The following is a 14,321-nucleotide window of genomic DNA, read 5'->3' as shown; positions in this document are numbered from 1 at the left end:
CTCGTCTTCAAGGGCTAAGGCCGGCACTCGTTCACGCCGTAGCCCGCAAATTCGGCGGCGATGTTGTGGTCCATCGACTTTGCCTGATCGATGTCCGCCGTTCCATCGCCGCCGCTGAACTTCAGCGCAAGCCCGCGTCCGAACATCGATGACGAGGAGTGCGGATTTTGCTGCAGCGAGGCATTGTAGTCGCTGATCGCTTCCTGATAGCGCCCGAGCCTGAGATTGACGAGCCCGCGGCTGTCGAGCGCATCGTAGAGCTCCGGCTTGAGCCGCAGCGCCTGGTTGCAATCGCGCAAGGCGTTGAGGAGATCGTTGGTGGCCGCGCGCGTCCAGCAGCGGTTGTTGTAGGCTTCCGCATCCCTGACATTGAGCCGGATGGCCTGGTCGAAGTCGGTTACCGCGAGCGCGTAGGCGCGCTTGATCGCATAGAGTTGCCCGCGCTTGTAATAGGCGATCCGGTCGCCCGGATTCTGCTGGATCCGGCGGGTCAATTCCTGGATCTTTGGATCGTTGGCGAGTTCATCGGCGCTCGGCGGCGGTTCGGGAGCGGCCGCCACGCAGGCGGGAGGCTGCGGCCCTGGTCCAGGCCCAGGCCCGGGTCCAGGTAACGGGCCCGGAGTGGGGATTGGCGCCGGGCCGCCGAAAAAGGCGAAGTCGGTCGTCATCGACGACGACAGCCACGGCACCTGCTCGCCGCGCGTCACGCTGACGACGCCCGCCTGGGTGTTGCGGAACGCCTGTTCGGCGGTGGTGCCCGGCGCCCGGATCTCGCGCAAGAGCTCGCTCACGAACAGGCCGTGGTCGGTTCTTGCGCTCGATATCACCGAGCCGAGTGCCGTGGAGTAGATCACGAGCGTATTGCTCGGCGTGACCGCGGGCGCGAGCCCTGCGGAGTAGCGGCGGATGCGCCGCTCGAAGGGATTGCGCCGCGCCGCGTCGATGATCGCGATCTTGACCAGCGCGCCACGGTTGCTCATCTCCTGGATGATGCTTTCGAGATTGAAGCCATCGTGGGCAACGTCCTTTTTCTCCCAGATCGGCGCGTCGACGCCGAGCAGGTAGGTCTGCCGGGCGGTCTGAATGCCGAAGCCGTCGAAGAAGAGCAGCGCGACGCCGCCCGACTGGATCTTGGCATAGAAGCGATCAAGCGCCTGGCGCATGCCGTCGCCGGTGAGGTTGACGGCGCGCTCGACATCGAAGCCGTCGCGCTTCAGCTCGTCGGCCATGTCCTGGCTGTCGTTGGTGACGTCATTCATGACCACGTCGTTGTCGGGATATCGGGCGTTGCCGATCACCAGCGCGACCTTCGGTCGGCTGGCGGCCAAAGCGGCGGCAGGGGCAAGCGTTGCGATGAGACCTGTCAACAATAGAACGGCGATAGCCCGCATGAACGGCTCACAAGCACTGAAATTCGGCATCTCAGCATATCCGCCGTGCCGGATAATTCAATCGCGAAGGCGCCGTGCGTGGCATGCAACGCCGAGCCTCGGTGCGCGAACAGCCCTTGCACTCTTGCGTGATCCTGCCGCAAATACGACCATGGATGTAAACGTGACAAATGGGTGTTAGGCACGATGGCTGACAACGACAGCGTGATCCTCGAAAAGCGCGGGCAGGCCTACTGGATCACCATCAACCGTCCGGACAAGCGCAACGCGCTGAACGGCGATGTGATCGCAGGTCTCGTCAGGGGTTATCGCGAGGCGCATGACGACAAGGACGTGCGCGTGATCGTCGTGACCGGTGCGGGAGAGAAGGCGTTTTGCGCCGGCGCCGATCTGCAGAACGCCGGCGCGGCTTTCGCCTTCGACTTCTCGCGGCCCAACGGCGACTACGCGGACCTGCTGCGATTGTCGCAGAACGCCACCAAGCCTGCGATTGCGCGGGTAAACGGCGTCTGCATGGCCGGCGGCATGGGACTCCTGTGCATGACCGACATGGCGGTCGCCGCCGATCATGTGATCTTCGGCCTGCCGGAGGTGAAGGTCGGCGTGTTCCCGATGCAGGTGCTGAGCCTGCTGCAGGCGATCGCGCCGCCGCGGCTGATCAACGAATGGGCGCTGACCGGCGAGCCCTTCGATGTGAAGGCGGCCCTTTCCGCCGGGCTCCTTAACCACGTCGTGCCGCAGGCCGAACTCGACGCCAAGCTCGAGTGGCTGATCGGCCGCATCGTCGACAAGTCGCCGACCGCGATCCGCCGCGGCAAATACGCGATGCGCGCGATCGCCGCGATGTCGTTTGACGAGAGCATCGCCTATACCGAAAGCCAGATCGCGCTGCTTGCCATGACCGAGGACGCGAAAGAGGGATTGAAGGCGTTTGCAGAGAAGCGCAAGCCGAGCTGGACGGGGCGGTAGCAAGTCGGAGATCGTCCGAGGTTGCCGTCCGCGCGAAAGATCGTAGGGTGGGCAAAGGCGCCCCTTGCGCCGTGCCCACCATCTATCTCCGATAACACGACTGGTGGGCACGCTGCGCTTTGCCCATCCTACGCTCCGAGTCAATTTCAAACGTCCTGCCGTCATTGCGAGGAGCGACCCGTCTAGGCTCGCTGCGCGAGCTACGGAGTCCGCCGAAGCGCGTGAGCGTGAAGGTGGAAGCGACGAAGCAATCCAGGCCGTCGCCGCGGTGATAGCGTGGATTGCTTCCGCCTTCGCTCTTTGAGCCTACGGCGGACACGTCGCTTCGCTCGCAATGACGACATTGGACACACCTTTACATTCCCGCGGCGCGAATGCGTCCGGGTCTTGCGCCAGTCGTCGCCCTCGAAATCGGAGAGGGCGCAGGGAATGCCGGGTGCAGGCCGCACCCGCGTGCCTTGCGTGCAAAGAAAGTGCACTTGCGCACGCAAGCAACAACAGGGCAGCCAGATCAACCGGCATTCCCTGCGCGATGGTTTACGGCTTATACGTGGTCTCCTCGGAGTACCGGGCTTGTTAGCCTCCGTCCCCCCGGGCTCTCGGCGTGTCGGCCGCAAGGCCGACATCGCTTGACCCGGGGGTTGGCGCCAGCGTCGGGGCGTCGGGACCGCACGATTTCGCTCGTCCGCGAAGAATGCTTTCGTCGGCGCGGCAAGCGCGCTGAGCACCCTCACGTCCATCGCATCCCGCTTCCTACGTCCGTGACGATCGCGATACGCCCCTCTCAAAGGAGGCGGGACGCATCCAGACAATCATGGATTTCCGAAAAACGAAAGCGATATATTTTTGCCGGAGGGGCTTGACATTCCATCACGTGACTTCGGGTAAAGCGAATTGATTTGCCCGATGGGGCTGGAGCGGTGGAGGACTCTTCGCTAGGCCGATTTCTGTAAAGGCCGCGCAAAGCTGAGCTCGTGGCCATCGGGATCAGTGAGATGAAAATAACGCTCGCCCCATTCGGCATCGCGCGGCTTCGTCGAGGGCTGATAGCCGGCCGCCAGCGCGCGCTCGTAGAGCGCATCGACGTCGTCGACGTAGAAGATGATACGGCCCCACCAGGACCAGCGCTTCTCCTCGCCCTGCGCGATCAGGTTGAGATAACCGGGACCGGCGCGAAGGCTGGTAAACGGGGACGCCTCGCCGCCGTAGAGGGTCTCGAAGCCGAGCGAGGTGTAGAAGCGGACCGCGCGTCCCATGTCGTGAGTGGCGAGCGTGACGGCGCTTATGCTCTCGATCATGACGATGCCTCCGATGCGTCACGACGCAACGCGTAGGATGGGTTGAGCGTAAGCGAAACCCATCGCAAGGAAAATGGTGGGTTTCGCTTCGGCCTTCGCTCTACGGCGGACAAGTCGCTCAACTCACCCTACGCCGCTGCCGATCCGTCCGAGAGGCGTAATCTTTGCCGACTTCTTCAGCGCCGGCAGCAGGTGCGGTCAGAGGGCTTGTCAATCCAATTAGAGAGTGCTATCTAATTGGCATGATAAGGCCCGCTAAGCACAGCGAACACCGAATTCTCGAGGCCGCCGCGACGATTGCGGCCGCACACGGCCCATCGGCAGCGACCGTGACAGCCATCGCAAAGGCCCTCAAAGCACCCAGCGGCTCGATCTACCACCGCTTCAATTCGCGGGACGATCTCTTGGGAAGGCTTTGGCTCGCAAAGGCAGCCGTGTTTCAGGATGGATGGGCCGACGCGTTGCGACATCCAGACCCGCGGCAGGCCGGTCTCGATGCCGCGTTGTCGATCCCGCGCACAGTACGAGATGACTTTGAAGGCGCGCGCATCATGCTGCTGCACAGACGCGAGGATTTCCTCAGCGGCCCTTGGCCGGCCTCCATGAAGGGCGAGGCCGAGCGGCTGGCCGCGCAAGTCACGGACGGTCTTGCCGACATCACGCGGCGGCTGTTCGGTGCAAACACAAAGCAAATGCGGGAGATCGCAACATTTAGCATACTTGACGTGCCGGTTGCCGCGGTCCGCCGCTTCGTCGAGGCGGGCGAGCCGCCGCCTCGCAGCATCGACGCGCTGATTGCTTCCGCCTACGCGGCCGTTATCGATTCCCACGTTGGAGCCGCTTCGCGCCCGGCATCGATCCACAAGGCGCGCGATGAATGACAGCGCGAACCGCCCAAAGGACTGGAGACTGAGGTGACGTCGGACGACAACTCATACGATCTGGACACCGTGAAAGGCCTCAATTGCAGCGCGCCTTTCAACAAATGGTGTGGCCTTGATGTTCTGCGCGCCGCGAATGGCGAAGCGGAACTGCAGTTCGCCTGGAAGGAGGATTTGGGTCAGTATGCCGGTTTTCTTCATGCGGGACTGATTGCCGCCGCACTCGATACGGCATGCGGGTTCGCTGCAGTCACGACATCCGGCAGAGTGACTGCATCTCATTTCTCGATGAGCTGCTACGAGCCTGGCAAAGGAGATTTCTTTTCGGTGATTGGACGAGTCGTACGAGCCGGCAAGAGGCAGGTCTTTACCCAGGCCGAGTTGTTCGGCCACGGTAAGGGAGGCGAACGAAGGTTGATTGCGTCCGGCGAAGCGATCTTGTTGAAGATTCCGGAACAAGCGCGATGACCGCGACCTATCCAACGCCGATGACATCGTTGCGCGGACGCGATCGTCGCGAGAAACGACATCGCAACGAGTAGACCTGGTTGAGGAGTGCAAATGTCAGCAGAGCAGCGCCCAGAACGACAATCCAAGGTTGATAACGAGAAAACCTACGCGTTTATCTATGCAGCGGGGCCGCAATGGATCGTGGGCCGGCCGGTCACCGAGCAGAGCCTCAACGCGCATCGCGCCTATATTGGGAAGCTTTATGCCGAAGGTCGGGTACTGTGCGGTGGGCCCTTCCTGGACGACGGGGGTGGAGGGTTTGCTGTAGTGCGCGCCAATGGCCGCGAGGAGGCCGCAGCGCTTCTCGCCGACGACCCCGCGATCAAGGGCGGTATCTTTACCGGCGCGGTACGCCGCTGGCACGCGGTATTCGACGAGTCGGAAGATCTGCGCGCAGCCCGCGATAAGGCGCAGACCAACAAGCGCGCTGTCGAGGCCCTGTTCAGGGCTGTCGACCGCCGTGACCGCGTAAGCGTGCTCGCCGCCTACGCCGAAACCATCACCATCCACGAGGCGGACAGCCTCCCCTATGGCGGCGATTATGGTGGATCCGACGTGGCGCGCCATGGCCAGGGATTCCTCGCGGCCTGGAATCGCTTCCAGCCGAACGAATTGCGCGGTCTTGATCCGCAGATCATTGCCGAGGGCGACCACGTGGTCGTGCTGTGGCGCCATAGGCTCAAGAACACCGAGACGGGCGACAGCCTCGATCTCCCGGCCGTGAGCGTCTACCGGATGGAAGACGGGAAGATTACCGACTCGCGCATGTACCACTTCGATACCGCCGCGTTGCTGCGCTTTCTCGAACGCAATTCCGGACGGCCGGCTTCGCAAGTTTCGGAGGACGTGCGATGATTAGCCTTGCGGCTGCTGCGCTGTTCCTGGTGCTCAGCCATTTTCTGATCGCGAGTGCACCATTGCGGAGCCGATTGGTCGGCTGGCTTGGCGAATCGCGCTATTTTGCTTTCTATAGTGCGTTGACGTTGGCGGCGTTTGCCTGGCTGGTCGTGAGTTACCTGCGGGCGCCGACGCTCGTCCTGTGGGAGATGCCGCCTTGGGTTAAAGCCCTGGTGCTGCCTGTCGCGCTCGTTGGCAGCATTTTGATTGCGGCTGGTCTTTCTACGCCCAATCCAGTGATCGGGCGACAGGGCCATCTGTTTGATCAAGCGGGCATTGTGAGGGGGATCTTGCGGGTGTCGCGCAATCCGTTCTTCTGGGGGGCCGGTCTGCTTTCGCTTGCGCTCATGATCGTGCTCGGCGACATTGCGGCGCTTCTTGCCTTCGGCAGTATCGCAGTCCTCGGGATCGTCGGGTCGTTTGTGCTGGATGCCAAAAAGTCACGTCAGCATAAAGAAGCCTGGCACGCATTTGCTGCGACAACCTCGAACGTGCCGTTCGTGGCGATCATGAGCCGTCGCCAACGTTTGTCGATCCGCGAGATCGGATCACGCAGACTGGCATCAGGCTTCGGCGTGCTTCTGGTCGTACTCTCCATTCTGTTTGCGCCCACCAGTTTCCTGGTGGCAAAGATGGTGCGTTACGCCTGCGGCTAACCCACCTTACGACAGCGCAAAGCTCTACCCCGGATTGGCCTTCAGCCCCGCGGCCTCGATGCCGGCGATGGCGCAAGCTTCGTCATTGTCTGATGTGTCGCCGGAAATGCCGATGGCCCCCAGCAGGGTCGTGCCGTCCTGAATCAGTACGCCGCCCGGCACCGGCACCAGCCGCCCTTGTGCCAGCGCATTGACGGCGTCGACGAAATAGGCCTGCTCCTGCGCGCGCTGGAACAGCGCCCGCGAGCCCATGCCCATGGCGAGCGCGCCATAGGCCTTGCCGTGGGCGATCTGCTCGCGCATAAGGCTCGTACCATCCTGCGCCGCCGTGATCTTGGTGCAGCCGCGCGCATCCAGGATCGTGATGCAGAGCGGCTTCAGCTTCTTCTCGACCGCTTTGGCGAGCGCGACATCGAGAATCTTGCGGGCGACGTCGAGGGTGAGTTCAGCCATTTCTTGTTTCCTTAGGTAACGGGAGAGGCAAGTGAACCGGATTTCGCGGCATCGAGGCTCATCGCCAGCACGCGCGCGACATGCAGCGCCTCGCGCTGCGTACCATCCTTGATCTGGTGCCGGCACGAAGTGCCGTCGGCAACAACGATGGTCGTTGGCTCGGCGCGGCGCACCGCGGGCAAGAGCGACAATTCCGCCATCGCGATCGAGGCGTCATAGGTGTCCGCGCCATAGCCGAAGGCGCCCGCCATGCCGCAGCAGCTCGACTCGACGATCTCGACCTTGAGGTCAGGGATCAGCCGCAATGCCTGCTCGACCGGCTTGAACGCGCCGAACGATTTTTGGTGGCAATGGCCGTGCACCAGCGCCTTGTCGCCGATTACACCGAGCGGAAGCTGCAAGCGTCCGGCCTGCGCCTCGCGCACCAGGAATTCCTCGAATAGCAGTGCATGCGCGCTGATCGTCTTCGCAGTCTCGTCCTTGCGCAGCGACAACAGCTCATCGCGCAGCGTCAGCAGGCAGCTTGGCTCCAAACCCACGATCGGCACGCCGCGCGCGGCGAAGGGCGCATAGGTTTGCACGAGGCGATCGAGCTCGGCGCGTGCCTGGTCGACCAGGCCGGCGGAAAGGAAGGTGCGCCCGCAGCAGAGCGGGCGGCTGCCGGTGACCGGCTTCAGTAGATAGACGCGGTAGCCGCCTTCGACGAGAACGCGCAGCGCGGCGTCGAGATTCTCGCGCTCGTAGGTGCGATTGAAAGTGTCGGCAAACAGCACGACCTCGTGGCCGCCGGCGGGGCCGAACGCCTCGGCATCAACATGGAAAATGTCGCGCCGGAACGCGGGCAGGGTGCGCTTGGCGCTGATGCCAGCTATTCTCTCGAACAGCGCTCGGAGCATAGGGCTTTGGTTGCGCAAGTTCGCGAGCCACGCAAAGCGCGAGGCGAACGGCGCGTAGTGCGGGAGATAGCCGACGAGCCGGTCGCGCAGCGACAACCCAGTGCGCGCGACGCGCGCGGCAAGCACCTCGATCTTCATTTTGGCCATGTCGACGCCAACAGGGCATTCATGCCGGCAGGCTTTGCAGGACACGCACAGTTTCAGCGTCTCCGCCATCTCGTCGGAGGCGAGCGCATCGGGGCCGAGCTGGCCGGAGATCGCAAGCCGCAGCGTGTTCGCACGCCCTCGCGTGACATCCTTCTCATCGTGGGTGGCGCGATAGGAGGGGCACATCACGCCGCCCTCGAGCTTGCGGCAGGCGCCGTTGTTGTTGCACATCTCGACCGCGCCCTGGAAGCCGCCGCTCGCGCCGGGATAGGCCGACCAGTCGAGCACGGTCTTCAATTCACTGATGCGATAGTCCGGTGGGTAACGGAACAGCGTGCGGTCATCCATTTTCGGTGGATCGACAATCTTGCCGGGATTGAGCACGTTCTCCGGATCGAAGCGGTGCTTCACCTCGGCGAAATCGGCGACGATGCGCGAGCCGAACATCGCTTCGTGAAACTCCGAGCGCACGATGCCGTCGCCATGCTCGCCGGAATGCGAGCCCTTGTATTCGCGCACCATGGCGAAGGCTTCTTCCGCGATCGCCCGCATCGCCTTGACGTCTTTCTCCAGCCGCAGGTTCAGCACCGGGCGTACATGCAGGCAGCCTTCGGAGGCGTGCGCATACATGGTGCCGTGGGTGCCGTGCTTGCGAAACACCGCGTTGAGGCGCTCGGTGTAGTCGGCGAGATGCGGCAGCGGCACTGCGCAATCCTCGACAAAGGAGACCGGCTTTCCCGCCTCCTTCATGGACATCATCACATTGAGACCAGCGGCGCGGAAATCGGCGACCGCCGTCTGCAACGCGGGCTCAGTTATCTCGACCACGCCGCCCCATTTGCGTCGCGGATTGTTCCAGCCAAAGCCGAGATCGCCCATCAGTTCGGTGAGCCGCTTCAGCCGTTGCAGATTTTCGGATTGATCCTCTTCTGCGAATTCGACGACGAGAATGGCATCGGGATCGCCGCGCACGGCGGCCGCGATCACCGGCTGGAACATTGTAATCTCGCGGCCGAGCGCGATCATGGTGCGGTCGACCAGCTCGATCGCGATCGGCTTGAGTTTTACCAGATGCTGGGCGGCATCCATCGCTTCGTAAAAGCTGCCGAAATGGCAGACGCCGAGCACCTTGTTGCGGATTACGGGCCATAGCTTCAGCTCGACCTGGGTGGTGAAGGCGAGCGTGCCTTCGGAGCCAACGAGCAGATGCGCCATGTTGTTGGGCGCGTTGCGCGGCACCAGGGCATCGAGGTTATAGCCGCCGACGCGGCGCTGCACCTTCGGGAACTTGTCCGCGATCTCACTGGCCTCGCGCTCGCCGAGATCAAGCATGTCGCGAAACAGCGCAGCGCCATGGTCCGGCATCGTCACGCCCGAGAGATCGCGCGGTACCTCGCCAAAGTGCAGGCGCGTGCCGTCGGCGAGGGCAGCCTCCAGCGCGATCGTGTTGTCGCGCATGGTGCCGTAGCGCAAGCTGCGGCCGCCGCAGGAATTGTTGCCGGCCATGCCGCCGATGGTCGCTCGCGAGGCCGTCGAGACGTCGACGGGAAGCCACAACCCGTGCTTTTTCAGTTGCCGGTTGAGATCGTCGAGCACGATGCCGGGTTCGACCACGCAGGTCGCCTTCTCGACATCCAGTGCGAGGATGCGGTTCAGATGTTTCGAGACATCGACAACGATGCCGTCATTGACGGTCTGGCCGCATTGCGAGGTGCCGCCGCCGCGCGGCGTGACGACGCGCCCCTGCTCGCGGGCAATCGCCAGCGCCCGCAACGCCTCGTCCATCGTGCGCGGCACCACCACACCCGCCGGCATGATCTGGTAGAACGAGGCATCCGTCGCATAACGGCCGCGGCTGAAGCGGTCGAACAGCACCTCGCCCGTGATCTCGCGGACAAGCCGGGTCTCAAGCGGAGAGGGTGCGTGGTCGGGCATGCTTGTCCGTAGTCGGGGTCGGCAGCCAATTCAATCCCTTTGGATTGCATTGAAATTTTGCATGCAAAAGTTGGATTTGCGGAGGCCTTATAAGCCGGCCGGCGCCGGGGTGCCGTCCTGCGCCAGATGCTCCACCGCGGCTTTGCGCTTGTTGCGCAGGTGGGCGAACAGGATGTCGGCGAGTTCGCTGCCGGCGCGGCGGCGCAGCGCCTCCAGGATCGCCTCGTGCTCGCGCATGGCTTCACCCCAGCGCTCGCGCTTGCGGGCGAAATTGGCGGCATAGCGGATGCGGCGGATGCGCCCGGCGAAGCTCGCATAGGTCGCTTGCAGCGTCGCGTTGCGCGACGCTTCGACGATCTTCTGGTGGATGAGCTGGTTGACGCGGAAATAGCCGTGCATGTCGCGGTGCAGGTAGAAACCGTACATCTCGTAATGCAGCCGCTCGATCTCCGCGATCTCGGCACCGCTGATAGTCTCGCAGGCGAGCCGGCCGGCGAGCGCTTCGAGCCCGCCCATCACGTCGAATAATTCGGCGAGATCGCGCTCGCTCAATTGCCGCACGCGCGCGCCGCGGTTCGGCAACAGCTCGATCAGGCCTTCGGCGGCGAGCACCTTCAGCGCCTCGCGCAAGGGCGTGCGCGAAATGCCGAGCATCTCGCAGAGCTGCCGCTCCGGGATGCGGCCGCCGTCGGGAATGTTGCCCTCGACGATGTGGTCGCGCAGCCGCGTCAGGATCTCGTCGTGCAGCGACTGGTCCTCTCGCGCTGGCGCGGCGGCGGGAATGGTCTCGCTGGGAATCAGGGGTTTCATGGGAACAATTTATGCCCCGGTCCAAAGCTGCGGGGCAAGGAAATTGTGTGCAATTGCGAGGGTTGCGGCACCCAATATTGAATGCAATAGTCCGCGCTTCACCGCAGCGGGAGGCTCGCATGCCGCATCAGGGACGCCATTTCCTCCATATTCCCGGCCCGAGCCCCATCCCGGACCGTGTGCTGCGGGCCATGGACATGCCGATCATCGACCATCGCAGCGCGCAGTTTGCCGAGCTCGCCAAGGCCGTCTTTCGAGGCAGCCAGACAATCTTCCAGACCACTGGGCCCGTCATCATTTTCCCCTCGTCGGGCACCGGCGCGTGGGAGGCGGCGATCGTCAACACGCTTTCGCCAGGCGACAAGGTGCTGATGGTCGAGACCGGTCATTTCGCGACGCTCTGGCGGAACATGGCGGTGCGCTGGGGCATCGATGTCGAGTTCATGCCGGGCGACTGGCGCCACGGCGCCGACCCCGCAGCGATCGAGGCGCGGCTGGCGCAGGATTCCTCTCACGCGATCAAGGCCGTCATGGTGGTCCATAACGAGACCTCGACGGGCGCGACCAGCCGCGTCAACGAGATCCGCACAGCCCTCGACAAGACCGGTCATCCGGCGCTGCTGCTGGTCGACACCATCTCCTCGCTCGGCTCGATCGACTATCGCCACGATGAGTGGAAGGTCGACGTCACCGTAAGCTGCTCGCAGAAGGGCTTCATGCTGCCGCCGGGGCTTGGCTTCAACGCGATCTCGGAGAAGGCGCGCGCGGCGGCGAAGACCAGCAAGATGCCGCGCTCCTATTGGGACTGGGAGGAGATGTTAAAGCCGAATGCGAACGGCTTCTTCCCCTATACGCCGGCGACCAACCTGCTCTACGGCCTGCGCGAATCCATCACGATGCTCATGGAGGAGGGGCTGGAGAGTGTTTTTGCGCGCCACAAGCGCCTTGCAGCCGCAGCCCGCGCCGCAGTCACGCATTGGGGGTTGGAGGTGCTGTGCCAGAACCCGGCGGAATATTCGCCGGTGCTGACCGCCGTGCTGATGCCGCCGGGACACGACGCCGACCAGTTCCGGAAAGTGGTGCTGGAGACGAGCAACATGTCGCTCGGCTCGGGGCTCGGCAAGGTCGCAGGCAAGGTGTTCCGGATCGGCCATCTCGGCGAGTGCAACGAGCTGACCCTGCTCGGCGCCTTGTCCGGCGTCGAGATGGGGCTTGCGAAAGCCGGCATTCCGCATCGCTCCGGCGGCGTCGAAGTCGCGATCAAGACGCTCGAAGAACCGACGCTCGCCAATGCGCAGTCGCATTTGAAGGTGGTGAAGAACTAGGGCTTGTCTGCGGTGCTTTCGAGGACGCCGGAGAAACAGGGGAACGCAGCGCGGGCGGGCGCATTTCCGCGCCGCAGGGCCGACCTCTTATGCATTGACGCCAGCCCCCCGGCAGGGGAAAAGCCGCTCGAATGGTGCTATTCGAGCGCCTCCAAAGACTTCGCCGGGAAAGGACCCCCATGACCGTGCATACCGGAAGGCATTTCCTCCAGATTCCAGGACCGACCAACATTCCCGACCGCGTGCTGCGGGCGATGGACATGCCGGGCCTCGACCATCGCGGTCCGGAGTTTGCCGAGATCGGTTTTGCGGTGCTTTCCGGCATGCAGCGCATGTTCAAGACCAAGCAGCCGGTCATCATCTTTCCCTCGTCCGGGACCGGCGCGTGGGAAGCCGCGATCGTCAACACGCTGCAGCCCGGCGACAAGGTGTTGATGTGCGAGACCGGGCAGTTCGCCGTGCTCTGGCGCGGCATCGCCGACAAGTTCAAGCTCGACGTGGAATTCATTCCGGGCGACTGGCGCCATGGTGCTGATCTTGAACAGATCGAGGCGCGGCTTTCTGCCGACAAGGCGCACAAGATCAAGGCCGTCTGCGTGGTTCATAACGAGACCTCGACCGGCTGCGTCACCCGGCCACTCGACGTCCGCAACATCATGGACCGCCTCACACATCCGGCGCTCTTGATGGTCGACACCATCTCCGGCCTCGGCTCGATGGAGTATGAGCATGACGCCTGGGGCGTCGACGTCTCGGTCGCGGGCTCGCAGAAGGGGCTGATGCTGCCGCCGGGGCTCGGCTTCAACGCGGTGTCGGAAAAGGCGCTCGCGGTCGCCAAGGCCAATCCGGGCCTGCGCTCCTATTGGGAATGGGAAGACGTCATGGCCTTCAACAAGGTCGGCACCTTCCCCTATACGCCCGCGATCAACCTGCTGTTCGGCCTGCGCGAAGCGATCAAGATGCTCGAGGAAGAGGGCATGGAGAACGTGTTCACCCGCCACAAGCGCCACAGCGAGGCGACGCGCGCGGCGATGAAGGTCTGGGGCCTGGAGACGCAATGCCAGGAACAGGGCGCGCATTCGCCGGCCCTCACCGGCGTGCGCATGCCCGAGGGCCACGACTCCGACCATTTCCGCAAAGTGGTGCTGGAGAATTTCGACATGTCGCTCGGCACCGGCCTCAACAAGGTCAAGGGCAAGCTGTTCCGCATCGGCCATATCGGCCACTTCAACGATCTGATGCTGATGGGAACGCTGTCGGGCGTCGAGATGGGCCTTGATCTCGCCAAGGTGCCGCACCGCTCCGGCGGCGTGGTCGCCGCCATGGATGTCCTCAAGCGCCGAGAGCAGGCCGCCGTGCCGAAAGCCGCGGTCGCCTGAGATAATTCAAACCGAAAAAGGAAGAGTGCGATGAACGCCCCGGTATCAGCCAATGAAGACCTGCTCTATTCCGTCACCGACGGGATCGCGCGGCTGACCTTCAACCGACCGCAGGCGCGCAACGCGCTGACCTTTGCGATGTACGAGCGGATGGCCTCGATCTGCGAGAGCATCAATGCCGACCACTCGATCAAGGCGCTGATCCTGACCGGCGCCGGCGACAAGGCGTTCGCCTCCGGCACGGACATCTCCCAGTTCCGCGCCTTCAAGACCGCGCAGGATGCGCTCGATTACGAGGCGCGGATCGACCGCGTGCTCGGCACGCTGGAGAGTTGCCGCGTTCCCGTGATCGCGGCGATCACGGGCGCCTGCACCGGCGGCGGCGCCGGGATTGCGGCCTGCTGCGACATCCGCATCGGCACGGCATCGACCCGGATCGGCTTTCCGATCGCGCGCACGCTCGCCAACTGCCTGTCGATGTCCAACATCTCCCGCCTGGTCGCGCTGATCGGCCCGGCACGGACCAAGGACCTGATCTTCAAGGCGCGGCTCGTCGAGGCGGGCGAGGCGCTGGCGCTCGGGCTCCTCAACGAGGTGGTGCCCGATATCGAGACGCTGCAGCGCCGCGCCGACGAGACGGCGAAACTCGTGGCTTCCCACGCGCCGATCACGCTCGAAGTCACCAAGGAGGCGGTGCGCCGTATCCGCCGCACGCTGTCGCGCGACGAGGGCGAGGACCTGATCCTCAAGGCCTACATGAGCGAGGATTTCCGC

General features: G+C 63.8%; 13 protein-coding genes. 8 read left to right on the top strand and 5 right to left on the bottom strand.

Going from position 1 to position 14,321, the window contains the following annotated elements; translation table 11 throughout:
* Positions 1-14: 14 nt before the first annotated feature.
* The gene (locus tag VKR55_RS27610) at positions 15-1,391 is read right to left on the bottom strand and encodes a caspase family protein (RefSeq protein ID WP_324408415.1); all 1,377 of its coding nucleotides are present in this window, start codon (positions 1,389-1,391) and stop codon (positions 15-17) included.
* A gap of 186 nt (positions 1,392-1,577) precedes the next feature.
* Between VKR55_RS27610 and VKR55_RS27605 the strand changes: the two genes are divergently transcribed.
* Positions 1,578-2,360, top strand: coding sequence for an enoyl-CoA hydratase/isomerase family protein (locus tag VKR55_RS27605; protein ID WP_324408414.1), 783 nt, complete (start codon positions 1,578-1,580; stop codon positions 2,358-2,360).
* A 935-nt stretch (positions 2,361-3,295) separates the two neighbouring features.
* Here the strand turns inward: VKR55_RS27605 and VKR55_RS27600 are convergent.
* Complete coding sequence (locus tag VKR55_RS27600) at positions 3,296-3,658, bottom strand: VOC family protein (RefSeq protein WP_324408411.1); 363 nt, start codon at positions 3,656-3,658, stop codon at positions 3,296-3,298.
* A gap of 242 nt (positions 3,659-3,900) precedes the next feature.
* Here VKR55_RS27600 and VKR55_RS27595 point away from each other — a divergent pair, with 242 nt between their 5' ends.
* The 4 genes from VKR55_RS27595 to VKR55_RS27580 all read left to right on the top strand — a co-directional run bounded on the left by VKR55_RS27595 (position 3,901) and on the right by VKR55_RS27580 (position 6,602).
* Positions 3,901-4,539 carry a TetR/AcrR family transcriptional regulator gene (locus VKR55_RS27595; protein ID WP_324408409.1) on the top strand — a complete coding sequence of 213 codons (639 nt, stop codon included), beginning with the start codon at positions 3,901-3,903 and terminating at the stop codon, positions 4,537-4,539.
* Positions 4,540-4,572: 33 nt separating this feature from the next.
* The gene (locus VKR55_RS27590) at positions 4,573-5,007 is read left to right on the top strand and encodes a PaaI family thioesterase (protein WP_324408407.1); all 435 of its coding nucleotides are present in this window, start codon (positions 4,573-4,575) and stop codon (positions 5,005-5,007) included.
* A gap of 93 nt (positions 5,008-5,100) precedes the next feature.
* The gene (locus VKR55_RS27585; RefSeq protein ID WP_324408405.1) at positions 5,101-5,904 is read left to right on the top strand and encodes a nuclear transport factor 2 family protein; all 804 of its coding nucleotides are present in this window, start codon (positions 5,101-5,103) and stop codon (positions 5,902-5,904) included.
* Positions 5,901-6,602 (top strand): NnrU family protein, encoded by a 702-nt coding sequence (locus VKR55_RS27580; protein WP_324408403.1) that lies wholly within the window; start codon positions 5,901-5,903, stop codon positions 6,600-6,602. Before VKR55_RS27585 ends, VKR55_RS27580 begins: the two co-directional genes overlap by 4 nt.
* A gap of 24 nt (positions 6,603-6,626) precedes the next feature.
* Here VKR55_RS27580 and VKR55_RS27575 read toward each other — a convergent pair whose 3' ends face one another.
* The 3 genes from VKR55_RS27575 to VKR55_RS27565 all read right to left on the bottom strand — a co-directional run bounded on the left by VKR55_RS27575 (position 6,627) and on the right by VKR55_RS27565 (position 10,843).
* The gene (locus VKR55_RS27575) at positions 6,627-7,055 is read right to left on the bottom strand and encodes a GlcG/HbpS family heme-binding protein (RefSeq protein WP_324408401.1); all 429 of its coding nucleotides are present in this window, start codon (positions 7,053-7,055) and stop codon (positions 6,627-6,629) included.
* A gap of 11 nt (positions 7,056-7,066) precedes the next feature.
* On the bottom strand, positions 7,067-10,033 hold the full coding sequence (locus tag VKR55_RS27570) for an FAD-binding and (Fe-S)-binding domain-containing protein (RefSeq protein WP_324408399.1): 2,967 nt from the start codon (positions 10,031-10,033) through the stop codon (positions 7,067-7,069).
* 87 nt (positions 10,034-10,120) lie between these two features.
* Positions 10,121-10,843: a GntR family transcriptional regulator gene (locus VKR55_RS27565; RefSeq protein WP_324408397.1), complete on the bottom strand. Its 723-nt coding sequence runs from the start codon at positions 10,841-10,843 to the stop codon at positions 10,121-10,123.
* 119 nt (positions 10,844-10,962) lie between these two features.
* Here VKR55_RS27565 and VKR55_RS27560 point away from each other — a divergent pair, with 119 nt between their 5' ends.
* From VKR55_RS27560 to VKR55_RS27550, 3 genes are all read left to right on the top strand, one after another.
* Complete coding sequence (locus tag VKR55_RS27560; protein WP_324408395.1) at positions 10,963-12,168, top strand: pyridoxal-phosphate-dependent aminotransferase family protein; 1,206 nt, start codon at positions 10,963-10,965, stop codon at positions 12,166-12,168.
* Positions 12,169-12,347: 179 nt separating this feature from the next.
* Positions 12,348-13,547: a pyridoxal-phosphate-dependent aminotransferase family protein gene (locus tag VKR55_RS27555; RefSeq protein WP_324408393.1), complete on the top strand. Its 1,200-nt coding sequence runs from the start codon at positions 12,348-12,350 to the stop codon at positions 13,545-13,547.
* Positions 13,548-13,577: 30 nt separating this feature from the next.
* Positions 13,578-14,321, top strand: a 744-nt coding sequence (locus tag VKR55_RS27550; protein WP_324408391.1) for an enoyl-CoA hydratase/isomerase family protein, incomplete at its 3' end; no start/stop codon positions are given.

Origin of the sequence: Bradyrhizobium sp., assembly GCF_035309285.1 — a bacterium.
Classification (GTDB): Bacteria; Pseudomonadota; Alphaproteobacteria; order Rhizobiales; family Xanthobacteraceae; genus Bradyrhizobium.
Note: the sequence above shows the minus strand (reverse complement) of the source record. Positions and strands in the feature narration are given on the sequence as shown.

Excerpts from the sequence above, each read along its gene's own strand:
- VKR55_RS27580 (WP_324408403.1), top strand. The coding sequence starts at position 5,901 with ATGATTAGCCTTGCGGCTGCTGCGCTGTTCCTGGTGCTCAGCCATTTT.
- VKR55_RS27560 (WP_324408395.1), top strand. The coding sequence starts at position 10,963 with ATGCCGCATCAGGGACGCCATTTCCTCCATATTCCCGGCCCGAGCCCC.
- VKR55_RS27600 (WP_324408411.1), bottom strand. The coding sequence starts at position 3,658 with ATGATCGAGAGCATAAGCGCCGTCACGCTCGCCACTCACGACATGGGA.
- VKR55_RS27610 (WP_324408415.1), bottom strand. The coding sequence starts at position 1,391 with ATGCGGGCTATCGCCGTTCTATTGTTGACAGGTCTCATCGCAACGCTT.
- VKR55_RS27565 (WP_324408397.1), bottom strand. The coding sequence starts at position 10,843 with ATGAAACCCCTGATTCCCAGCGAGACCATTCCCGCCGCCGCGCCAGCG.
- VKR55_RS27575 (WP_324408401.1), bottom strand. The coding sequence starts at position 7,055 with ATGGCTGAACTCACCCTCGACGTCGCCCGCAAGATTCTCGATGTCGCG.
- VKR55_RS27605 (WP_324408414.1), top strand. The coding sequence starts at position 1,578 with ATGGCTGACAACGACAGCGTGATCCTCGAAAAGCGCGGGCAGGCCTAC.
- VKR55_RS27585 (WP_324408405.1), top strand. The coding sequence starts at position 5,101 with ATGTCAGCAGAGCAGCGCCCAGAACGACAATCCAAGGTTGATAACGAG.
- VKR55_RS27595 (WP_324408409.1), top strand. The coding sequence starts at position 3,901 with ATGATAAGGCCCGCTAAGCACAGCGAACACCGAATTCTCGAGGCCGCC.
- VKR55_RS27555 (WP_324408393.1), top strand. The coding sequence starts at position 12,348 with ATGACCGTGCATACCGGAAGGCATTTCCTCCAGATTCCAGGACCGACC.
- VKR55_RS27570 (WP_324408399.1), bottom strand. The coding sequence starts at position 10,033 with ATGCCCGACCACGCACCCTCTCCGCTTGAGACCCGGCTTGTCCGCGAG.